Annotated in this window: 18 protein-coding genes and 1 tRNA gene; 6 read left to right on the forward strand and 13 right to left on the reverse strand. The window is 66.4% G+C overall.

Going from position 1 to position 20,871, the window contains the following annotated elements; all coding sequences use genetic code 11:
* Nucleotides 1–147: 147 nt before the first annotated feature.
* Nucleotides 148–285: a hypothetical protein gene (locus tag JTE92_RS25070; protein ID WP_167525713.1), complete on the forward strand. Its 138-nt coding sequence runs from the start codon at nt 148–150 to the stop codon at nt 283–285.
* 683 nt (nt 286–968) lie between these two features.
* Here JTE92_RS25070 and JTE92_RS25075 read toward each other — a convergent pair.
* The 3 genes from JTE92_RS25075 to rpoD all read right to left on the reverse strand — a co-directional run bounded on the left by JTE92_RS25075 (nt 969) and on the right by rpoD (nt 3,923).
* Entirely contained in the window at nt 969–1,322 is a 354-nt protein-coding gene (locus JTE92_RS25075; protein ID WP_063241763.1) for a DUF1428 domain-containing protein, read from the reverse strand.
* A gap of 235 nt (nt 1,323–1,557) precedes the next feature.
* Nucleotides 1,558–1,636 (reverse strand) — tRNA-Ile (locus JTE92_RS25080).
* A 10-nt stretch (nt 1,637–1,646) separates the two neighbouring features.
* Nucleotides 1,647–3,923, reverse strand: a complete 2,277-nt coding sequence (gene rpoD, locus JTE92_RS25085) for an RNA polymerase sigma factor RpoD (protein ID WP_063241762.1) — start codon at nt 3,921–3,923, stop codon at nt 1,647–1,649.
* Here rpoD and JTE92_RS25090 point away from each other — a divergent pair.
* Nucleotides 3,913–4,299, forward strand: coding sequence for a hypothetical protein (locus JTE92_RS25090; RefSeq protein WP_232353317.1), 387 nt, complete (start codon nt 3,913–3,915; stop codon nt 4,297–4,299). The genes rpoD and JTE92_RS25090 overlap by 11 nt on opposite strands.
* 92 nt (nt 4,300–4,391) lie before the next feature.
* Here JTE92_RS25090 and dnaG read toward each other — a convergent pair whose 3' ends face one another.
* The 3 genes from dnaG to JTE92_RS25105 form a co-directional block, all read right to left on the reverse strand.
* Complete coding sequence (dnaG, locus tag JTE92_RS25095) at nt 4,392–6,212, reverse strand: DNA primase (protein WP_063241760.1); 1,821 nt, start codon at nt 6,210–6,212, stop codon at nt 4,392–4,394.
* A gap of 201 nt (nt 6,213–6,413) precedes the next feature.
* Entirely contained in the window at nt 6,414–6,863 is a 450-nt protein-coding gene (locus JTE92_RS25100) for a GatB/YqeY domain-containing protein (RefSeq protein WP_063241759.1), read from the reverse strand.
* Between the two features lie 254 nt (nt 6,864–7,117).
* Nucleotides 7,118–8,377 carry a BaiN/RdsA family NAD(P)/FAD-dependent oxidoreductase gene (locus JTE92_RS25105; RefSeq protein ID WP_063241758.1) on the reverse strand — a complete coding sequence of 420 codons (1,260 nt, stop codon included), beginning with the start codon at nt 8,375–8,377 and terminating at the stop codon, nt 7,118–7,120.
* A gap of 156 nt (nt 8,378–8,533) precedes the next feature.
* Here JTE92_RS25105 and tsaD point away from each other — a divergent pair, with 156 nt between their 5' ends.
* Nucleotides 8,534–9,568 (forward strand): tRNA (adenosine(37)-N6)-threonylcarbamoyltransferase complex transferase subunit TsaD, encoded by a 1,035-nt coding sequence (gene tsaD / locus JTE92_RS25110; RefSeq protein ID WP_063241757.1) that lies wholly within the window; start codon nt 8,534–8,536, stop codon nt 9,566–9,568.
* Between the two features lie 66 nt (nt 9,569–9,634).
* On the opposite strand, the gene folE2 is transcribed toward tsaD, so the two are convergent.
* The 4 genes from folE2 to JTE92_RS25130 all read right to left on the reverse strand — a co-directional run bounded on the left by folE2 (nt 9,635) and on the right by JTE92_RS25130 (nt 13,849).
* A complete protein-coding gene (gene folE2, locus JTE92_RS25115) occupies nt 9,635–10,438 on the reverse strand; it encodes a GTP cyclohydrolase FolE2 (RefSeq protein WP_063241756.1) in 804 nt (267 codons plus the stop codon).
* A 258-nt stretch (nt 10,439–10,696) separates the two neighbouring features.
* Nucleotides 10,697–12,613, reverse strand: a complete 1,917-nt coding sequence (gene dxs / locus JTE92_RS25120) for a 1-deoxy-D-xylulose-5-phosphate synthase (RefSeq protein ID WP_063241755.1) — start codon at nt 12,611–12,613, stop codon at nt 10,697–10,699.
* Nucleotides 12,614–12,656: 43 nt separating this feature from the next.
* On the reverse strand, nt 12,657–13,541 hold the full coding sequence (locus JTE92_RS25125) for a polyprenyl synthetase family protein (protein ID WP_063241754.1): 885 nt from the start codon (nt 13,539–13,541) through the stop codon (nt 12,657–12,659).
* The gene (locus JTE92_RS25130) at nt 13,538–13,849 is read right to left on the reverse strand and encodes an exodeoxyribonuclease VII small subunit (protein ID WP_063241753.1); all 312 of its coding nucleotides are present in this window, start codon (nt 13,847–13,849) and stop codon (nt 13,538–13,540) included. The genes JTE92_RS25125 and JTE92_RS25130 overlap by 4 nt, the downstream gene beginning before the upstream one ends.
* Before the next feature lie 390 nt (nt 13,850–14,239).
* On the opposite strand from JTE92_RS25130, the gene JTE92_RS25135 reads away from it, so the two are divergent.
* From JTE92_RS25135 to JTE92_RS25145, 3 genes are all read left to right on the forward strand, one after another.
* Nucleotides 14,240–15,343 (forward strand): aromatic ring-hydroxylating oxygenase subunit alpha, encoded by a 1,104-nt coding sequence (locus JTE92_RS25135; protein ID WP_063241752.1) that lies wholly within the window; start codon nt 14,240–14,242, stop codon nt 15,341–15,343.
* A gap of 170 nt (nt 15,344–15,513) precedes the next feature.
* Nucleotides 15,514–16,437, forward strand: a complete 924-nt coding sequence (locus JTE92_RS25140; RefSeq protein WP_063241751.1) for a DMT family transporter — start codon at nt 15,514–15,516, stop codon at nt 16,435–16,437.
* 66 nt (nt 16,438–16,503) lie between these two features.
* On the forward strand, nt 16,504–17,358 hold the full coding sequence (locus tag JTE92_RS25145) for a sulfurtransferase (protein ID WP_063241750.1): 855 nt from the start codon (nt 16,504–16,506) through the stop codon (nt 17,356–17,358).
* A gap of 23 nt (nt 17,359–17,381) precedes the next feature.
* Here JTE92_RS25145 and JTE92_RS25150 read toward each other — a convergent pair whose 3' ends face one another.
* From JTE92_RS25150 to JTE92_RS25160, 3 genes are all read right to left on the reverse strand, one after another.
* Nucleotides 17,382–18,200, reverse strand: coding sequence for a ZIP family metal transporter (locus tag JTE92_RS25150; protein ID WP_232353318.1), 819 nt, complete (start codon nt 18,198–18,200; stop codon nt 17,382–17,384).
* 193 nt (nt 18,201–18,393) lie between these two features.
* Complete coding sequence (locus JTE92_RS25155; protein ID WP_063241748.1) at nt 18,394–19,272, reverse strand: dienelactone hydrolase family protein; 879 nt, start codon at nt 19,270–19,272, stop codon at nt 18,394–18,396.
* A gap of 123 nt (nt 19,273–19,395) precedes the next feature.
* A complete protein-coding gene (locus tag JTE92_RS25160; protein WP_063241747.1) occupies nt 19,396–20,721 on the reverse strand; it encodes an NAD(P)/FAD-dependent oxidoreductase in 1,326 nt (441 codons plus the stop codon).
* Nucleotides 20,722–20,871: the final 150 nt, after the last annotated feature.

The raw sequence follows: 20,871 nt of genomic DNA on the forward strand, positions 1-20,871 counted from the left end.
GGGCGTGCGGGCGCCGCGACGGGGTGCGGCCACGCTGGGGCGTTTTAAAGAAGCTGTCACATCGACGATGGATGATGCCGGCGGCACCGTAGACAAGGCGAGCCCGAACCGGCCGCGCGGACGCCACCTTCGACCACCGAGACCAATATGGACTTCGAGCAATTCCGCCAGACCTGCCAGCAATTCCTGCGCACTTCGAGCCAGTTCCTTGGCCTCGCCGCCGCCCTGCCCTTGCCGCCGCGGCCGGCGAGCCAGCCGGCCCCGCCTGCCCGGCAGGCGGCCTGACAGGGGATCCGCCGGACCGCCAGCACGGCATCCAGGTGACTCAATCGCCGCGGATGCCGTTGCCCCACTGGTCGAGGGGTGCTCGATGCCGAGTCGGTGGTGCTGGTGGCCCGCGAAGAGCCACGCCAGCTGCTGCGCGTCGAGGTTGCCGCAACGGAAAAAGCCCCGCGTGCCGGGGAGGGCAGCGGGGCCTGAGTGGTAGCGGAGCAACCTTTCGATTACCCACGCCGTGATCTTGTCTGATCGCGCCGAGGACCACATCACCCAAATGTGGGTTTATGTACGGCCCGCAACATAGCGCCGGACGGCGGCTCTGACGTCACCCGCAGAGCCTGTCGATCATCACCCGCACTCGCCTGGCCTGGAATCGGGGTTTTCTCCGAGCGGGTTTCCGCCAGCTTCCCGTCACGCCGCGCATGCGGTCTACTGGTATCACATTGACAGGGCATCGCCAACGCGGCGTATCGCCGCAGTCGATGAAGCACCAAGAGGTTCCAATGACCGGGAGACAGACCATGGTGACGAAAAAAGAAGACGCATTCGTACTGAAGAACCTTCTCGCCCTCGCAGCAGTGGAAACCGTGGGCGGCGCGATCGCCCTAAGCATGGTCTTCCACCTGATCTGATCTGAACCTGCCCGGACACCGCGCCGCCACGCCGGCGCGGTGTTGGTTGCCCCGGCGTTACTCGTCGACAATCACCTCGAAGCCGCCGTAGATCATCCGCTGGCCATCGAACGGCATCGGGTCCATCCCTTCCTTCAGGCGCGGGTCTTCCATCGCCGCCTTCATGCCGGTGTCGCGCTTCTCCTTTGACGGCCACACGATCCAGGAGAACACCACCGCCTCATCATCCTTGCGCTTGACCGCCATGGTGAAGGACGTCACCTTCCCCTCCGGCACGTCATCGCCCCAGCATTCCACCACCTTCAGCGCGCCGTACTCCTTGAACACCGCCGCGGCCTTCTGCGCCACCTGGCGGTAGGTTTCGCGATTGGCCTGCGGCACGGCCAGCAAGAATCCGTCGATATAGGACATGGATCTGACTCCTCTTCGGGTTGAACGGGTGCGAACGGGTCGCGTCCGAATACCTTAGGCCGTCGTTATGAGGGCCAAAGTTCCAGGTGCTTGCCCGCAGTCAGCGGCAGGTAGAGGTGTTCGGACCGGGGCTGGACTGGAGAACGAGGCGGCGTTGCCACATGTGGGGTTCTGGAAGTAACCCGCGAAAGCAAAAAGGGGTTACGGCGTTCACCGTAACCCCTTTTTGCAGCATTGGTGGGCCTCCCGTGAGTCGAACACGGCACCAACGGATTATGAGTCCGCTGCTCTAACCAGGCATGAGCTAGAGGCCCTTGGAAGCGTTTAGTTGCCTTCCAGGAAACTCTTCAGCTTGTCGGAGCGGCTCGGGTGGCGCAGCTTGCGCAGTGCCTTGGCCTCGATCTGGCGGATCCGTTCACGCGTGACGTCGAACTGCTTGCCGACCTCCTCCAGCGTATGGTCGGTGCTCATTTCAATGCCGAAGCGCATGCGCAGCACCTTGGCTTCGCGCGGCGTCAGCGAGTCCAGCACGTCCTTGACGACGTCGCGCATGGAGCCGTGCAGCGCCGCTTCGGCCGGGGCCAGCGTGTTGGTGTCCTCGATGAAGTCACCCAGATGGGAGTCGTCGTCGTCACCGATCGGCGTTTCCATGGAGATCGGTTCCTTGGCGATCTTCATGATCTTGCGGATCTTGTCTTCCGGCATCTCCATCTTCTCGGCCAGCGTTGCCGGATCCGGCTCATTGCCGGTTTCCTGCAGGATCTGGCGCGAGATGCGGTTCATCTTGTTGATCGTCTCGATCATGTGCACCGGAATGCGGATGGTGCGTGCCTGGTCGGCGATCGAGCGCGTGATGGCCTGGCGGATCCACCACGTCGCGTACGTCGAGAACTTGTAGCCGCGGCGGTATTCGAACTTGTCCACCGCCTTCATCAGGCCGATGTTGCCTTCCTGGATCAGGTCGAGGAACTGCAGGCCGCGGTTGGTGTACTTCTTGGCGATCGAAATCACCAGGCGCAGGTTGGCCTCGGTCATCTCGCGCTTGGCTTCGCGGGCACGACGCTCGCCCTCGGCCATCTTGCGGTTGACGCCCTTCAGCTCCTTCAGCGGCAGCACCACGCGCGACTGCAGGTCGATCAGCTTCTGCTGGAGTTCATGCACGGCCGGCACGTTGCGCTCGACGATGGCGCTGTAGCCCTTGCCGTCGGCCACCACGGTGCTGATCCACTCGAGGTTGGTCTCGTTGCCCGGGAAACGGGCGACGAATTCCGAGCGCGGCATGCCGCACTTGTCGACCACGATATTCAGGATCGAGCGCTCGAGCTTGCGCACTTCGTCCACCTGGCCGCGCAGCGTGTCGCACAGGCGCTCGACATTGCGGGCGGTGAAGCGGATGCCCATCAGTTCGGCCTGGATGGCTTCCTGCGCCTTGACGTAAGGCTTGGACTTGTAGCCCTCCTTCTCGAAGGCACGGCGCATCTTGTCGAACTGCTCGGCGATCACGCGGAATTTCTCCAGCGCGTTCTGCTTCAGCTCTTCCAGCTGGCGAGCGGAGGCGCCGGCGCCGGCATCGCCTTCGTCGTCATCGTCCTCGTCGCCTTCCTCGTCGCCTTCCTCGTCACCTTCCTCGTCGTCGTCGGACGCCGCGGCCGGGGCCGCGGGTGCTTCAGGGGCTTCGTCGGCGTTCGGGTCGATCAGGCCGTCGACGAACTCGTCGATCTTGATCTCGTCGTTGGCCACGCGCTCGGCGTGGGCCAGGATCTCGGAGATGGTGACCGGGCAGGCCGAGATCGCCATCACCATGTCCTTCAGGCCGGCTTCGATGCGCTTGGCAATCTCGATCTCGCCCTCGCGGGTCAGCAGCTCGACCGTGCCCATTTCGCGCATGTACATGCGCACCGGGTCGGTGGTGCGGCCGAACTCCGAATCCACCGTGGACAGGGCCGCCTCGGCCTCCTCCTCGGCTTCTTCCTCGCTGGTGGCGGACGGCGCGTTGTCGTTGAGCAGCAGCGTCTCGGCATCCGGCGCCTGTTCGTAGACAGCGATGCCGATGTCGTTCAGCGTCGCGACCAGCGTGTCGATCGTTTCCGAATCGACCATGTCGTCCGGCAGGTGATCGTTGATTTCCGCGTAGGTCAGGTAGCCGCGCGACTTGCCGAGCTTGATCAGCGCCTTGAGCTTCTGGCGACGCAGTTCGAGCTCCTCTTCGGTCCCCTGCTGGGTCGAGGCGAACTCCTTGAGCAGGGCCTTTTCCTTGGCCTTGCGGTCCTTGGCCTTCTGCTTCTCGGTCTTCGGCGCGGCCGCGGGCGTCGCGGCGCGCACGTCGTTCTCGTAAAACTCTTCAGTCACGTCGTCTGTTGTGCTGTCGTCGTGCTGCATCTCGGCCTTTGGCTTGCGGCCGCGCTTTTTCGGCTCCGGCTTGATTGCCGGGGCAGCGGGACGCTCGGATGCAACGGATGCAGGGGTCGCGGTGCGCGCCTTGGATGCCGTCGCGGTGCTGTCCGCCTTGGCGGCTCCGCTCCTGGCGCCGGCTGCTGCCGCTCGCTTGCTCTCGACTTCGGTCTTCTGCTGTTTCGCCACGGTGATACTCTTGCCTTTCACTGGTGCAGACACGGCAACCTTGCCGCTCGTACTGGCGCCCTCGCGTGCCGAAGTCGAGGCCTGTGTTTCCTTGGATGTGCGAGTCCTGGCAGGAGTGGTCACGGCGGGCGCTTGCGCGCTACGCACTGACTTGGATGGCGCAGACCGGGCTGGTGTCCTGACTGGCGCGGTCGATGTCTTCGCCGCCGTCGTTTTTGCAGACGCCTTGCCGCTCCCTGATTGGGGAGCCTTCGTTGTAACCTTTTCGGTTGCTTTGGCCTTTGCCATTGGCACGCTCACTTTCACCAGAACTGGGAAGAAAGATTTCGCAATCCAAACCGGCTATTGTAGCACGCCACGGATAGCCGGCTTCCTGTCAGGTGAGGTTTTCACCTGAAAAATCAAGGCTTAAGCTCGGCGATGCCGGCCTGGCCCCTCATCCAACGCCTGATACTGCCTCCAGGTTGATAGCCGTTGCACCATGGCGCTTCAGCCAAGTTGACGCCGCCGGTGGATCTCGCCCACCAGCCAGCGCATGCGCTGCTTGGCCGCCTCATCGGCGGTCCCCGCCACCACTTCAGCCTGAAGCATGTCGAGTTCGCGCCGCAACGGCTCGGCCAGCAGCTTGGTGATGGCGGCATCGAACTCCTGCGTGGCAGGCGCCTCTTCAATCTCTTCCTTCAGCACGGCGGTGCGCGCGGCAGCATACATCTCGGCGTACGGCGACTGGGCAAGGTGCTCGCTGAATGCCGCGAAATTCACCTCGCCCTGCAGGCCGTCGCACGCTGACACGAGGTGAGTCAGCACTTCGCTCTCTGCCCCCATGCCGCCCTCGCCATCCAGCAGCAGGGCACGCGCGTCGTCATCGAGCCGCGCCGACAGCGCCGGATAGCACATCAGCAGCTGGATCACGCGCTGCTCCAGGCCCGTCGGCGCCTGCCGCCTTGCCCGCGGGCGCGGCTTCTCGAAACGGCCCACCCGGGCCGGATCGCTGCGCAGGCCGCAGATGGCCTCGATCTCGGCAGGTGTCGTACCCGTAGCATCGGCAAGTTCGCGCACAATCTGTAGCCGCAGGCCGCCAGCCGGCATCGCCTGCAGCAGCGGCTTGGCCTCGTACTGGGCGCGGGCGCGACCCTCTGGCTGGCGCAGGTCAAGCTCCTCGGTCACCGACTGCAGCAGGAAGCGCGACAGCGGCATGGCGTTGCGCACCTGCGTGGCAAAGGCCTCGGTGCCCTCTTCACGCACATAGCTGTCCGGATCGTGCTCGGCCGGCAGGAACAGGAAGCGGATGGTCTTGTTGTCCGCCACATGCGGCAGGCAGGCTTCGAGTGCCCGCCGCGCCGCACGGCGGCCGGCGGCATCGCCATCGAACGAGAACACCACGGCGTCGGTCTGGCGCAGCAACTTCTGCACGTGCACGGGGGTGCACGCCGTGCCTAAGGTAGCGACGGCATTGGCAAAACCGAGCTGGGCCAGTGCCACGACGTCCATATACCCTTCGACCACCAATACGTAGCCGGTTTCCCGGATGGCATGGCGCGCCTCGAACAGCCCGTAGAGTTCGGTCCCCTTGCTGAACAGCGGGGTTTCGGGCGAGTTCAGGTACTTGGGCTCGCCCTGCCCCATCACGCGGCCGCCAAAGCCGATCACGGCCCCCTTGGTGTTGCGGATGGGGAACATGATGCGGTCGCGAAAGCGGTCATAGCGCCGCGGCTTGCCGTCGGGGTCGCGCTTGTCGCTTTCGATCAGCAGGCCGGCCTCGACCAGCGGTGCGGCGATATTGTCGTCGCGATAGCTGCCGAACACCGCTTCCAGCCCTTGCCAGTCGTCTGGCGCATAGCCCAGGCCGAACTGCGCGGCGATCTCGCCGGTCAGCCCGCGCCCCTTCAGGTACTGGATCGCCTGCGGCGCGGTGCGCAGCTGGCGGCGGTAGAAGTCGGTCGCGCGGGACATGGCGTCTGACAGCGCCACCGAGCGCGACTGCTGCTCGGCGCGCTGGCCCGGCGGCAGGCGGTCGCGCTCTTCCGGCACGGTCATGCCGACCGACTGGGCGAGCTCACGCACCGCCTCCGGGTAGGACTGCCCGGAATATTCCATCAGGAAACCGATGGCCGAGCCATGCGCGCCGCAGCCGAAGCAGTGGTAGAACTGCTTGGTCGGCGAGACCGTGAAAGATGGCGATTTCTCGTTATGGAAGGGGCACAGCCCCATGAAATTCGCGCCGCCCTTCTTCAGCTGCACATACTTGCCCACCACATCGACAATGTCGACACGGTTGAGCAGGTCCTGAATAAAGGATTGCGGAATCACCCGACTGACCGTCCTGAGGCTTGGCCGTCCCGCGACGGGAGGCAATTTCTAGGAATGCGTGACCGGTACGACGCCCGGTTGCTTATCGGAATATTGTAGTGCAGCGCGTCCAGGCTGCCCGCAATGTTATCAACTCCGTGCATCTACGCCGAACCCCAGGGATTCGGCGCGCATCATACTCATAACTGATTAAATCAGCATTTACTTCGGAGCTAGCGCGGCCTTGACCAGCGCCGACACGGCGGTCATGTCGGCACGGCCGGCGAGCTTGCCCTTGAGCACGCCCATGACCTTGCCCATGTCCTGCGGGCCGGCCGCCCCGGTGGCGGCAACCGCCAGTTGGACCTCGGCGGCGACTTCCGCCTCGGACAGCGCGGCGGGCATATAGACCTTCAGCACCTCGACTTCGGCCAGTTCCTTGTCGGCCAGATCGTTGCGGCCAGCCTGCTGGAACTGGGAGATCGAGTCCTTGCGCTGCTTGATGAGCTTCTCGACCACGGCCAGCACGGCGGTATCGTCAAGCTCCGTGCGCTCATCGACCTCGCGCTGCTTGATCGCGGCCAGCAGCAGTCGGATGGTGCCGAGGCGCTCCGTTTCGCGGGCACGCATGGCGTTCTTCATGTCTTCGCTGATACGGGCTTTGAGGGACATCGTGATCTTCCAGAAAGTGGGCGGACACTCACAGGTGGTGGCAAGAGCCGCTCGCTGCAAGGCCAATAACGCAAAAACCCGCCGAAGCGTGCGCCACAGCGGGTTGGTGCAAGCGCGAGGCCCGGTTCGGTACAGCTTCGATTTTCGGGATAGCGGCTTTACGAAGTTCTCGATTGTATCACCAAGCCCGGAGCGCCGAAGTGGCGCTCAACACACACTGAAAAAGCGACGTCCGGGGCTCAGCCAAACCGGGATCAGGCCACTGACTGCCCGGCGGCCGCGCTGCGGCTGGCCTCCGCCACCGCCTTGCCTGCCGCGACGGCGGACGCCCAGGCCCACTGGAAGTTGTAGCCGCCCAGCCAGCCGGTCACGTCCACCACCTCGCCAATGAAGTAGAGCCCTGGCACCTCCCGCGCCATCATCGTGGTCGAGGACAGGGCGCGCGTATCGACGCCGCCGATCGTCACTTCGGCCTTGCGGTAGCCTTCGGTACCCGACGGCACGATGCGCCAGTCGTTGAGCGATGCGCCAAGCTTGCGCAGGCCCTTGTCCGTGACATCGTGCAGCGGCATGGCGGCATCGACGCCGGCGGCCGCGCACCATGCATCGGCCAGCCGCGCCGGCAGCCGCTGCGCCAGCAGGTTGCCAAGGTGCTTGCGGCTGCCGCTTTTCTGCTCCAGCAGCCATGCCGCGGCGTCTTCGCCGTCGAACAGGTCGATGGCGATCGGCGTGCCCGGCTTCCAGTAGCTCGAGATCTGCAGCACCGCCGGCCCGGACAGCCCGCGGTGGGTCCACAGCAGGTCTTCGCGGAACGCGCCGGCCGCCTTGCCGTTGCCGGTGGCGACATCCACTTCCAGCGACACCCCGGCCAGCGGCGCGAACGGGGCCCAGTCCTTGCCGTCGAAGGTCAGCGGCACCAGCGCCGGCCGGGTTTCGACGATGCCCAGCCCGAACTGGCGGGCGATGCGGTAGCCGAAGTCGGTGGCGCCGATCTTCGGGATCGACAGCCCGCCGCTCGCCACCACCAGTGCGCCGGCGCGGATCATGCCGGTGGAGGTCAGCAACACGAAGTCATCGCCCTCGCGGCGGACTTCCGCCACCGCACAGCCGGTCTGCCAGCGTACGCGGCCGGTGTCGCATTCGGCGCGCAGCATGGCGATCACGTCCTCCGCGCTGTCATTGCAGAACAGCTGGCCGCGATGCTTTTCATGCCAGGCGATGCCGTGGCGGCGCATCAGGTCGAGGAAGTCCTGCGGGGTATAGCGCGCCAGCGCCGAACGGCAAAAGTGCGGATTGGACGACAGGTAGTTGGTTGGTCCCGCCTGCAGGTTGGTGAAATTGCAGCGGCCGCCGCCGGAGATGCGGATCTTCTCGGCCAGCCTGGTGGCGTGATCGACCAGCACCACGCTGGCGCCGTTCTGGCCGGCGACGGCGGCGCACATCATGCCGGCCGCGCCCGCGCCCAGCACGGCCACGTCGTACCGGCCCGTCCGGGTTCCCGTCGCCCCGCTCATTGCTCGCCTCGCCAATCCATCTGTTGCCACCGCTCAAGAAAGGGCAGATTGTAGCGAAAAGCGCGCGGCGCCCCGCTGTGCTACCCTGCGCGCTTCCTGCAACCTGTTGTTTCAACGTCCGTTTCGCCTTTTTCGGCGGCGTTCGGCTTCTTTCCCATGCTTGTCCTCGGCATCGAATCTTCCTGCGACGAAACCGGGCTGGCCCTCTACGACACCGAGGCCGGCCTGCTGGCGCATGCCCTGCATTCGCAGATCGCCATGCACCGCGACTACGGTGGCGTAGTCCCCGAACTCGCCTCGCGCGACCATATCCGCCGTGTGCTGCCGCTGCTCGAGCAGGTGCTGGCCGACGCCGGCCGCACCCGCCGGGACATCGACGCCATCGCCTTCACCCAGGGGCCGGGCCTTGCCGGCGCGCTGCTGGTCGGCGCCTCGGTGGCCAATGCACTGGGCTTCGCGCTGAACGTGCCGATGGTCGGCGTGCACCACCTGGAGGGCCACCTGCTGTCGCCGCTGCTGACGCGCGAGCCGCCGCCGTTCCCGTTCGTGGCGCTGCTGGTGTCCGGCGGACATACCCAACTGATGGATGTGCGCGGCGTCGGCGACTACACGCTGCTGGGCGAGACGCTGGACGATGCCGCGGGCGAGGCCTTCGACAAGACCGCCAAGCTGCTCGGCCTGGGCTACCCTGGCGGGCCGGAAGTGTCGCGGCTGGCCGAGTTCGGCACGCCGGGCGCGTTCGCGCTGCCGCGGCCGATGCTGCATTCGGGCAATCTCGATTTTTCCTTCGCCGGGCTGAAGACCGCGGTGCTGACGCAAACCCGCAAGCTGTCCAATACCTGCGAGCAGGACCGGGCCAACCTGGCGCGGGCCTTTGTCGATGCGATCGTCGATGTGCTGGCGGCCAAGTCGTTCGCCGCGCTGAAGCAGACCGGCCACAAGCGGCTGGTGGTGGCCGGCGGCGTCGGCGCCAACCGGCAGTTGCGTGAGCGGCTGGACCTGCTCGGCAAGCAGCGCAAGGTTGAAGTCTATTATCCGGACCTGGCGTTCTGCACCGATAACGGCGCGATGATCGCGTTTGCCGGCGCGATGCGGTTGCAGGCGGCGCCTGAGCTGGCGCGGCGCGAGTATGGCTATGGCGTGACGCCGAGGTGGGACCTGGCGGATATCCGGCTGCCGTCCGCAGCCTGACGGCTCTCTCGCCAAGGAAAAAGCCACCGCATGCGGTGGCTTTTGCTATTTCAGCGACCAACAGGATCAGCTCACCCGCTTGTCCCGCTCGATCACCGCATACGCGCTGTGGTTGTGGATCGACTCGAAGTTCTCGGCCTCCAGCACATAGGCCACGATGCGGTCATCCGCATTCAGCCGCATCGCGATATCGCGCACCAGGTCCTCGACGAACTTGGGGTTCTCGTACGCACGCTCGGTGACGAACTTCTCGTCGGGGCGCTTGAGCAGCCCCCACAGTTCGCACGATGCCTCTTCCTCGGCCATCCGCACCAGCGCTTCCACCGGCAGTTCTCCGGCCAGTTCCACGTCCATCGTGATGTGCGAGCGCTGGTTATGCGCGCCATACTGCGAGATCTTCTTCGAGCACGGGCACAGGCTGGTCACCGGCACCATCGCCTTCAGGAACACGCGCGCCTGGCCGTTGCGCACTTCGCCGGTCAGCGTGACCTCGTAGTCCAGCAGCGACTGCACGCCCGACACCGGCGCGATCTTGCTGATGAAGTACGGGAAGGTGACCTCGATGCGGCCCGCCTCGGCTTCCAGCTTTTCCAGCATCTTGTCGAGCAGCAGGCGGAAGCTGGCCAGTTCCAGCGGCGCGCGCTCTTCTTCCAGCAGCGCGACGAAGCGCGACATATGCGTGCCCTTCTGGTCCGCCGGCAGGTGCACGTCGAGATTGAAGGTACCCACGCTCGGCACGATGCCGGCCGGGGTCTTCAGGGTCACGGGATATCGCACGCCCTTGACACCGACACGCTGGATGGGGATCTGGCGGGTGTCGAGGCTCGACTGGACGTCGGGCATCACGAAGGCGGGATTGATGTCATTCATCTAACGGTTTCCTCCAGGGCTGCGCCAGGGGACGGCGCTGACCCTTACGGTCGCGGCATTTTCGCAGTCCATCCATGCCGCGCAACGAGTGTGAAACCACGGGCCCCGGCACAAGGCGCGCCGACCCGCAGCTGCGAACACAAAAAGGGGGAGTTTAAGGGAATTCGGGCGCACTCGTTGCCGAGGGCCGAATCCCCTTGCCCGGCGCGGGTGATCCCGGCCACCCGCCGGGATCACGCCGGAACACGCCGAACGTGGTCAGGCCACGCGCGAAGCGACAGTAACCTTGGGCTGGTCCAGGCCGAAGCGCTGCCGCACCGAGCGCTCGATGCCGGCCGCGTCGAGCCCGCACTGCTGCAGCAGGTAGGCCGGGTCGCCATGGTCGACGAAGCGGTCGGGCAGGCCCAGCACCAGCACCGGGATATCGATGCCGGCTTCGGCCAGCGCCTCAAGCACGGCGCTGCCCGCGCCGCCCATCACGCTGCCCTCTTCCACCGTGACCAGGAAGTCGTTCCCGGCGGCCAGCCGCTTGACCAGCTCCACATCGAGCGGCTTGACGAAGCGCATGTCGGCAACGCTCGCATCCAGCGCCTCGGCCGCGCCCAGGGCCGGATGCAGCATCGAGCCGAAGGCCAGGAAGCCGACCCGCTGGCCGGCGCGCGCAGCGCCTTCGCGGCGCACCACGCCCTTGCCGACCGGCACGCCGGCCAGTTCGGCGGCGATCGCCGCGCCCGGGCCGGAGCCGCGCGGATAGCGCACCGCGGTCGGGCAAGCCTGGTGGAACGCCGTGGTCAGCAGCTGGCGGCACTCGTTCTCGTCCGACGGCGTCATCACCATCATGTTGGGGATGCAGCGCAGGTAAGCGATATCGTAGGCACCCGCATGGGTGGCGCCGTCTGCGCCGACCAGACCGGCGCGGTCCAGCGCGAACACCACCGGCAGGCCCTGCAGCGCCACGTCGTGGATCAGCTGGTCATAGCCGCGCTGCAGGAAGGTGGAGTAGATCGCCACCACCGGCTTCAGGCCCTCGCAGGCCAGGCCGCCGGCGAAGGTCACCGCGTGCTGCTCGGCGATGCCGACGTCGTAGTAGCGGTCCGGGAAGCGCCTCTCGAACTCGACCATGCCCGAGCCTTCGCGCATCGCCGGGGTAATGCCGACCAGGCGCTTGTCGGCGGCGGCCATGTCGCACAGCCATTCGCCGAACACCTGCGTATACGTCTTGCGCGCCGGCTTGGCGGCCGGGCGGATGCCCTCGGCCGGGTTGAACTTGCCCGGGCCGTGGTACAGGATCGGGTCGGCCTCGGCCAGCTTGTAGCCCTGCCCCTTCTTGGTCACCACGTGCAGGAACTGCGGGCCGGCGCCTTCCAGCGCGCGCTCGCGGATATTCTGCAGCGTGGGCACCAGCGAGTTCAGGTCATGGCCGTCGATCGGGCCGATGTAGTTGAAGCCGAATTCCTCGAACAGCGTCGCCGGCACCATCATGCCCTTGGCGTGTTCCTCGAAGCGCTTGGCGAATTCCAGCACCGGCGGCGCCACCGACAGCACCTTCTCGATGCCCTTCTTGGTGGCGGCATAGAACTGGCCGCTCAGCAGCCGGGCCAGATGGCGGTTGAGCGCGCCCACCGGCGGCGAGATCGACATGTCGTTGTCGTTGAGCACCACCACCAGCGGCAGGTCCTTGTACACGCCGGCGTTGTTCAGCGCCTCGAAGGCCATGCCCGCGGTCATGGCGCCGTCGCCGATCACCGCCACCGAGACGCGTTTTTCGCCCAGCGTGCGCGCGCCCAGCGCCATGCCCAGCGCGGCCGAGATCGAGGTCGACGAATGCGCGGTGCCGAAGGTGTCGTACTTGCTCTCGCTGCGGCGCGGGAAGCCCGAGATGCCGCCCCACTGGCGCAGCGTGCCCATGCGCTCGCGGCGTCCGGTCAGGATCTTGTGCGGGTAGCTCTGGTGGCCCACGTCCCACACCAGCCGGTCATCGGGAGTGTTGAAGACGTAATGCAGCGCGATGGTCAGTTCGACCGTGCCGAGGTTCGAAGAGAGGTGCCCGCCGGTCTGCGAGACCGATTCCAGCACGTAGGCGCGCAGCTCTTCGGCCAGCGTCTGTAGCTCGCGCCGGTCCAGCTTGCGCAGGTCTGCGGGGGCGTCGATCTTCTTGAGGAGTGCGTAGGTCATGATTTCCGTTCGGCCGCCGGTTTCTTTCGTCCGGCTCGTCATTTCAGTGTGTGCGCAGCACGATCAGGTCCGCCAGGCCGGCCAGGCGGGCCGCGCGGCTGCCGAAGCCGGCCAGCGCCGCATGTGCCTCGGTGCGCAACGCCCCGGCCAGGTCGCGCGCCGCTGCCAGCCCCATCAGCGACACGTAGGTCGGCTTGTCGTGCGCGGCGTCCTTGCCGGCGGTCTTGCCCAGCGTGGCGGTATCCGCGGTGACGTCCAGAATATCGTCAACCACCTGGAACGCCAATCCCACCGCCGCCGCATACTTGTCCAGCGCGGCCAGCCCGCTGGCGTCGATTTCGCCACACAGCGCGCCCATGCGCACGCTGGCCCGCAGCAGCGCACCGGTCTTCATCCGGTGCATGGCCTCGAGCGCGTCGCGCGTCATGGCGCGGCCCACGTTCTGCAGGTCGATCGCCTGGCCGCCGGCCATGCCGGTCGAACCCGATGCCTGCGCCAGCTCGGCCACCAGCTTCAGCCTTGCCATGGTGGGCAGTACTTCGGCGCCGGCCAGCACGACAAAGGCCTGGGTCTGCAGCGCATCTCCCACCAGCAGCGCGGTGGCCTCGTCGTAGGCCTTGTGCACGGTAGGCCGGCCGCGGCGCAGGTCATCGTCGTCCATGCACGGCATGTCGTCGTGGACCAGCGAGTAGGCATGGATCATCTCCACCGCGCAGGCCGCGGCATCGCAGGCCGCGGGATCGGCCCCGCTGACCTCGCCGGCAGCGTGCACCAGCAGCGGCCGCACGCGCTTGCCGCCGCTCAGTGCAGCATAGCGCATGGCTTCGTGCAGCGTATGTGGCACGGTGTTGGCATCGGGCAACACTGCCTGCAGCGCGGCTTCGGTACGGGCGCCCTGCGCCTGCATCCACTGGGCGAAATCGGTCATGCCTCCTCTCCCCCCTGTACTCCCTGCGCATCGTTGGCGCCGTTGCCTTCGCCGGCGAGCGGCTTCAGCACCTCGCCTTCCAGCACCCTGACCTGCTGCTCGACGCGCTCCAGCTTCTGCTGGCAGTAGCGCACCAGCTCGGCACCCCGGCGGTAGGCCGCCAGCGATGCCTCGAGCGGCAATTCGCCGCTCTCCATGCTGGCCACCAGGGTCTCGAGCTCGGCCATCGCCGCTTCATAGGAAGCGGGCGGCGCGGAGGCCGTGGTGGTGTCTTCGGTCTGGACCGCAGCGGTCGTCGTCTTTGGCATGTAGGGCCCTGAAAATATGGCGCCGGGGGAAAACCCGGATGGGGAAGCCCGGATTTTACGCCAAAGCCGGCGCTTGCCCCATCCTTGAGCATGCGCGAGCGGACAGCAACGGGGTGGCGACGGAGTGCCTCCGGGACATATGTGACTTGTGCGCTCGGGTCGTCTTTCCGAATGCGCCCGGTACGGCACCCCGATGACGACCCGGGTCGACTTTTTCGCTAAAAAGGCAAAAAAATCAGTCCCTTAACTTTTTGGGTCGGGTACAATCCCCCGTTCGCCGCAGGGGTCCGATGGAATGCTTCCAACCCGCGGCCGTGTTTCCCAAATCGATTCAATTTTCGATGGTTGGGTTGTTCACTGCTTTCACCTGTTCATCTGGGAGTGGGGATAATGTCCAATCTCAGCACCGCGCTCAAGCTGGCGCCGGCTGATACGCAACTGCCCGTCGGCGTCTACTTCGACGAAACGCTGCATCAACAAGAACTGGAACTGCTGTTCAGGCAAGGTCCGGGCTACGTCGGCCACGAACTGATGGTTCCCGAGGTCGGCGACTACCACACGCTCAAGGCCGAGGACGAGGGGCGCATGCTGGTGCGCAACGCCGCCGGTGTCGAGCTGATGTCCAACGTGTGCCGCCACCGCCAGGCCATCATGCTCAATGGCCGCGGCAACAAGCAGAATATCGTCTGCCCCCTGCACCGCTGGACCTACGACCTCAAGGGCGAACTGCTCGGCGCGCCGCATTTCGACCAGCAGCCGTGCCTGCACCTGAAGCGCTCGCCGCTGCAGAACTGGAACGGCCTGCTGTTCGACGGCAAGCGCGACGTGCGCGCCGACCTGGCCAGGCTGGGCGTGGCGCAGGACCTGAACTTCGACGGCTACATGCTCGACCACGTCGAGGTGCACGACTGTGATTACAACTGGAAGACCTTCATCGAGGTCTACCTGGAGGACTACCACGTCGTGCCGTTCCACCCGGGGCTCGGCAGCTTTGTCTCGTGCGACGACCTGAAGTGGGAGTTCGGCGAATGGCACAGCGTGCAGACCGTGGGCCTGCATGCCGGCCTGAAGCGCCCCGGCAGCCCGACGTACCAGAAATGGCACGACGCGGTGCTGCGCTTCAACAATGGCGTGCTGCCCAAGCACGGCGCGATCTGGCTGACCTACTACCCCAACATCATGGTGGAGTGGTACCCGAACGTGCTGGTGATCTCGACGCTGCACCCGCTCGGTCCGCGCAAGACCCGCAATGTGGTGGAGTTCTACTACCCCGAGGAAATCGCGCTGTTCGAGCGCGAGTTCGTCGAGGCCGAGCGCGCCGCCTATATGGAAACCTGCATCGAGGACGACGAGATCGCCGAGCGCATGGACGCCGGCCGGCTGGCGCTGATGAAGCGCGGCACCAGCGAGGTCGGGCCGTACCAGTCGCCGATGGAAGATGGCATGCAGCACTTCCACGAGTGGTATCGCCGCGCCATGTCATACCAGGGCTAGTGCGATAACCGCACGGCTTGCGCCATCACGGACTGCCGCGGCGGTCCGTTTTGCTTTTTGGCCCGATGTGCGCTGATAGAATCATTGCTCCGCAATGCCGCGCGGCGCCGCCGTCCGTGCCTTTCGCAAGTCCCCCGCAATACCACGCCACTCCACGCTCCGCCCCCACCATGCAATCGCTCTGGATGCTGTTCGCCGCCTTCTCGTTCTCGTTGATGGGGGTGGGCGTCAAGCTGGCATCCGACCTGTACACCACCGGCGAGATCGTGTTCTACCGCGGCCTGATCAGCGTGGTCATCATGTGGGCGCTGCTGTCGTCGCGCGGCGTGCCGGTGCGCACCCCGTACATGCTGTCGCATATCAAGCGCAGCGTCTTCGGCGTCACCGCGCTGATGCTGTGGTTCACCTCGATCACGCTGCTGCCGCTGGCGACCGCGATGACGCTGAACTACATGTCGCCGGTGTGGATCGCGCTGATCCTCGGCGCCAGCGCCGCCCTGGCCGGCACCGCCGGCAATGCCGACCGGCGCCTGGTGCTGGCGATCCTGCTGTCCTTCGCCGGCGTGATCTGCCTGCTGCAGCCCTCGGTCGGCAAGGACCAGCTGACCGGCGGCCTGGTCGGCCTGATCTCCGGGGTCTTTACCGCACTGGCCTATGTCGAGGTTCGCCAGCTCGGCCAGCTGGGCGAGCCCGAGGGCCGCATCGTGTTCTATTTCTCGCTGGTCGGCATGATCGCCGGCCTGGCGTGGATGCTGATCAGCGGCGTCAGCCCGCATACCTGGTATGGCGTGGGCCTGCTGCTGGCCATCGGCATCCTGGCGACGCTGGGCCAGACCGCGATGACGCGCGCCTACAAGCGTGGCAACACCCTGCTGACCGCCAACCTGCAATATGCCGGCATCGTCTTTTCCAGTGTCTGGGGCATGCTGATCTGGTCCGACCAGCTCAACTGGCTGTCGTGGCTGGGCATGGGGCTGATCATCGCCAGCGGCATCGCCACCACGCTGATGCGCGCCCGCCAGGGCACCGACGCCAAGCCGACGCCGGCCACCCCGGTCAAGTCGCCGGAGGCCGAGGTGCATCCCGAGGTGTAGCATCCCGAGGTGCAGCAATCCAACATGCTCTCATTCCCTTCGCTCGCTACAGGATTCAGGATTCCCATGCAGAAACCGCTGATTTCCGTCACCGCACTGCAGGCGCTGCTGGCCGGCAACGGCCGCTGCGTCGTGATCGACTGCAGCTTCGACCTGGCCAGCCCCGCCGCCGGGCGCGAGGCGTACTACGCCGGCCACCTGCCAGGCGCGTTCTACCTGCACCTGGACAACGAACTATCGGGCCGCAAGACCGGCAGCAACGGCCGCCACCCGCTGCCCGACGCCGACGACTTCGTCGCACGGCTGCAGGCGCTGGGCGTGGAAGACGACACCCCGGTGGTGGCCTACGACGCGCAGGGCGGCATGTTCGCCGCGCGCCTGTGGTGGCTGCTGCGCTGGATCGGCCATGACGAGGTCGCGGTGCTGGATGGCGGCAAGGACGCCTGGGTCAAGGCCGGCATGCCGCTGGAGCATGAGGCCACCCCGGAGCCGGAGTTTCCCGGCAAGATTTCGCGCCGCGAGTCGCTGGTGCCAACGGTGGATGCGGCCGCCCTGCTCGACAACCTCGACCGCGCCGCGCTGCTGGTGGTCGACGCGCGCGCGCCCGACCGCTTCCGCGGCGAAAACGAAACGCTGGATCCGGTCGGCGGCCATATCCCGGGCGCGGTCAACCGCTTCTTCAAGGACAACCTCGACGCCGAGGGCCGCTTCAAGTCGCCGGAAACACTGCGCGCGGAATTTGGCGCAGTGCTGGGCCGGCATGCGTCCGCGCAGACGGTGATGCAGTGCGGTTCCGGCGTCACGGCGTGCCACAACCTGCTGGCGCTGGAAGCGGCCGGCCTGGGCGGCGCGGCGCTCTACCCGGGCTCGTGGAGCGAATGGTGCGCCGACCCGGCGCGCCCGGTGGCGACCGCCACCTGACGACCCCGACCTGGCGCTCCGGCTCAGTGTGAGTGTGACGTTGCCACCGGCGCGGCGCCGCCGTGCCCGTGGCCGTGCCGCTCGTGCACGCCGTTGGTGATAAAGACGATCGCCGAAATCCCCGCGGCCACCAGCACCACCTGGATCGCCGACTCGCGCCAGCGCGGCTTGCGCTGCATCTGCGGCATCAGGTCGCTGACGGCGATATAGAGGAAGCTGCTGGCGGCGATCACCAGCACGTAAGGAATCCAGCCGCTCATCTCGTCGAGCAGGAAATACCCGACCAGGCCGCCGGCGATGGCCGCCACGCTCGACAGCAGGTTGAAAGCGAAGGCGCGCGCCTTGGAGAAGCCGGCGTTGAGCAGCACGATGAAGTCGCCCACTTCCTGCGGGATCTCGTGCGCGGCGATCGCCAGCGCAGTGACCACGCCGATATGCGGGTCGGCCAGGAAGGCCGCGGCGATCACGATGCCGTCGGCAAAGTTGTGGAAGGTATCGCCCACCAGGATGGTCAGGCCGCTGCGCCCCGCTTCTTCGCGGTCATGGCCGTGGTGGTGGTGGTGCCCGTCGCCCTCGTGGTGGTGCGAGTGGCGCAGCAGCGAGATCTTCTCCAGCAGGAAAAAGCCCAGCAGCCCCGCCAGCAGCGTGCCGAACAGCGCGCGCGGGTCGGCGCCGGACTCGAACGCCTCCGGCAGCGAATGCAGCAGCGCGGTGGCAAGCAGCACGCCCACCGAGAAGCTCACCATGCGCTCGACCACGCGCGACGCCACCGTCAGCGACAGCAGCGCCGCCCCGAAGATGCTGCCCACGCCCGAGATCGTGGCGGCGAGCAGGATGTACACAAGCGTCGAATGGATGATGGGCTCCCAGGTGGCGACGCTGCCGGCCTTTCGGCCATCCGTTCAGCAGCCACGCCGTTCCGCCCGCATTGCGCCGGGCGGCTAACGCAACAATGTTGCAATAACTCAAAGGCCGCATTGTACGTATCCGCCGGGACTTTGCAATCCTGCTGTCGGCCGGGTCACCCCGAAAGGATCACGCCACGCCGTGCTGCTTGAACCAGGCCAGGCATTTCTGCCAGCCATCCCTGGCATCGGCCTCGCGGTAGCTCGGCCGGTAGTCGGCGTGAAAAGCGTGGCCCGACTCGGGATAGACGACAAAGCGCGAAGCCTTGGCGGCCGGGGCGGACGAAGCCGCCAGCGCCGCCTTCATCTTCTCCACATGCTCCAGCGGGATGCCGGTGTCCTTGCCACCGTACAGGCCGAGCACCGGCGCGTGCAACTGGCCGACAAGGTCGATCGGGTTCTTCGGCTTGAGCGGCGTCGGCTCCGGCGACAGCTGGCCGTACCAGGCCACGGCAGCCTTGAGTTGCCGGCTGTGCGCCGCGAACAGCCAGGTGATGCGGCCGCCCCAGCAAAAGCCGGTGATGCCGAGCCGCGACACGTCGCCGCCATTGGCGCCGGCCCAGGCCACCGCGGCGTCGAGGTCGCCCATGACCTGGGCGTCCGGAACCTTGGCGATCACCTCGCGCTGCAGTTCCTGGATGGAGCCGAAGCTCTGCGGGTCGCCCTGGCGCGCGAACAGTTCGGGCGCGATCGCCAGGTAGCCGAGCCTGGCGAAGCGCCGGCAGATATCGGCGATGTACTCGTGCACGCCAAAGATCTCGCTGACGACCAGCACCACCGGCAGGTTCTTCTTGCCTTCCGGCTGGGCGCGGTAGACCGGCATGCTGAAGCCGCCGGACGGAATCGTGACCTCGCCGGCGGTCAGGCCGGCGAAATCGGTCTTGATCGCTTGCTGGGCCATCACCGGCAACGCGGCGGCCGCAAAGGCGGAACCGAGCGCGGTCTTGACGAAGCCGCGGCGGTCGAAGGTCTGGCCGGGGACGAGGCTTTCCACTTCAGGTTTGAGCATGCATGTCTCCAGGAACGTGGGTGGCTGGCGCGCCAAAAATCGCCAGCCACCGATTCTAAGCAGACATGACGCGTCGTGCTCATGCCTGCACGACATTCCCCTCAGTGCCGCCTCAGTGCCACCTCAGTGCAATTTCACCCGCGGGCTGGTCTTGCTGCGCAGCCAGTGCGACACCGTATCCAGCGCCATGCCGACCGCGCCGTGCAGCGCCATCACGTGCATCCGGTACAGCGAGGTGTACATGACCCGCGCCATCAGCCCTTCGATAAACATCGAGCCGCCGATCAGCCCGCCCATCAGGCTGCCCACCGCGCTGAAGTGCCCCAGCGACACCAGCGAGCCGAAGTCCTTGAAGGTGAACGACGGCAGCGGCTTGCCTTCGAGCCGCGCACACAGCGCCTGGTAGAGGAAGGTCGCCTGCTGGTGCGCCGCCTGCGCGCGCGGCGGCACCGAGGCCTGCTTTTCCGGCCACGGGCAGCTGGCACAGTCGCCGAAGGCGAAGATGTCGGGATCGCCCTCGCTCTGCAGCGTCGGGCCGACCACGATCTGGCCCTGGCGGCTGGTCGGCAACCCCAGCGTGGCCAGCACCGCCGGCGCGGTAATGCCCGCGGCCCACACCGTCAGGTCGGCATCGATGGTCTTGCCGCTGGCGGTCAGCACGGCCTGCGGCGTGACCTCGGTGACGCGCTCGCTGGTAAAGACATCGACATCGAGCTTTTTCAGCAACTTGGCGGTCTCTGCCGAGACGCGCTCCGACAGCGCCGGCAGGATACGCGGGCCGGCCTCGATCACATGGATGCGCACGTCGCGGCGCGGGTCGAGGCGGTGCAGGCCATAGGCGCTGAGCACATGCGCGGTGTTGCGCAGTTCGGCCGACAGTTCGACGCCGGTGGCGCCGGCACCGATGATGGCCACGTCCACGCGCGGGCGGCCGTCGTCGCCCATGCGCCCGCGCCCGTTCTGCGCGCGCACGCAGGCGGCGATCAGGCGCTTGCGGAAGCGTTCCGCCTGCGCCACGGTATCGAGCGCGATGGCATGTTCGGCGGCGCCGGGCACGCCGAAGAAATGGGTGACGCAGCCGATCGCCAGCACCAGCGTGTCGTACGGCAGCTCGCGCGCGGGCAGCAGTTCGGCACCGTCCTGGTCGTAGCAGGCCGATACCGCGATGATCTTGCGCGTGCGGTCGATGCCGGTCAGCTCGCCCTGCTGGAACTCGAAGTGATGCCAGCGCGCCTGCGCCGCGTATTCGAGCTGGTGCGTGTTCGGATCCATGCTGCCGGCGGCAACCTCATGCAGCAGCGGTTTCCAGATGTGGGTGGGCAGGCGGTCCACCAGGACCACTTGCGCCGTTCCCTTCTTGCCAAGCTTGTCGCCAAGCCTGGTTACCAGTTCCAGCCCTCCTGCCCCGCCGCCGACGACAACGATGCGGTGTGCCTTTGCTTCTGTCATGGTCTACCCGATGCGTATTGTGAAATCCGTGCCTGAGGCATGGCCACAGTCTGCTGCATTGCAGCATGCATGGCAAGCCGCATAGCCTGACTCAGCAGTCGCTTCAATCGATACCACCATGCAGCGGCGGGCGGAGGTTGTCAGTTCAAC

The sequence above is a fragment of the Cupriavidus oxalaticus genome (genome assembly GCF_016894385.1).
In the GTDB taxonomy this organism is placed as follows: Bacteria; Pseudomonadota; Gammaproteobacteria; order Burkholderiales; family Burkholderiaceae; genus Cupriavidus; species Cupriavidus oxalaticus.

Coding starts and splice junctions, on each gene's coding strand:
- JTE92_RS25070 (WP_167525713.1), top strand. CDS start 148: ATGGACTTCGAGCAATTCCGCCAGACCTGCCAGCAATTCCTGCGCACT.
- JTE92_RS25075 (WP_063241763.1), bottom strand. CDS start 1,322: ATGTCCTATATCGACGGATTCTTGCTGGCCGTGCCGCAGGCCAATCGC.
- JTE92_RS25100 (WP_063241759.1), bottom strand. CDS start 6,863: ATGTCCCTCAAAGCCCGTATCAGCGAAGACATGAAGAACGCCATGCGT.
- JTE92_RS25105 (WP_063241758.1), bottom strand. CDS start 8,377: ATGAGCGGGGCGACGGGAACCCGGACGGGCCGGTACGACGTGGCCGTG.
- tsaD (WP_063241757.1), top strand. CDS start 8,534: ATGCTTGTCCTCGGCATCGAATCTTCCTGCGACGAAACCGGGCTGGCC.
- folE2 (WP_063241756.1), bottom strand. CDS start 10,438: ATGAATGACATCAATCCCGCCTTCGTGATGCCCGACGTCCAGTCGAGC.
- dxs (WP_063241755.1), bottom strand. CDS start 12,613: ATGACCTACGCACTCCTCAAGAAGATCGACGCCCCCGCAGACCTGCGC.
- JTE92_RS25125 (WP_063241754.1), bottom strand. CDS start 13,541: ATGACCGATTTCGCCCAGTGGATGCAGGCGCAGGGCGCCCGTACCGAA.
- JTE92_RS25130 (WP_063241753.1), bottom strand. CDS start 13,849: ATGCCAAAGACGACGACCGCTGCGGTCCAGACCGAAGACACCACCACG.
- JTE92_RS25135 (WP_063241752.1), top strand. CDS start 14,240: ATGTCCAATCTCAGCACCGCGCTCAAGCTGGCGCCGGCTGATACGCAA.
- JTE92_RS25140 (WP_063241751.1), top strand. CDS start 15,514: ATGCAATCGCTCTGGATGCTGTTCGCCGCCTTCTCGTTCTCGTTGATG.
- JTE92_RS25145 (WP_063241750.1), top strand. CDS start 16,504: ATGCAGAAACCGCTGATTTCCGTCACCGCACTGCAGGCGCTGCTGGCC.
- JTE92_RS25155 (WP_063241748.1), bottom strand. CDS start 19,272: ATGCTCAAACCTGAAGTGGAAAGCCTCGTCCCCGGCCAGACCTTCGAC.
- JTE92_RS25160 (WP_063241747.1), bottom strand. CDS start 20,721: ATGACAGAAGCAAAGGCACACCGCATCGTTGTCGTCGGCGGCGGGGCA.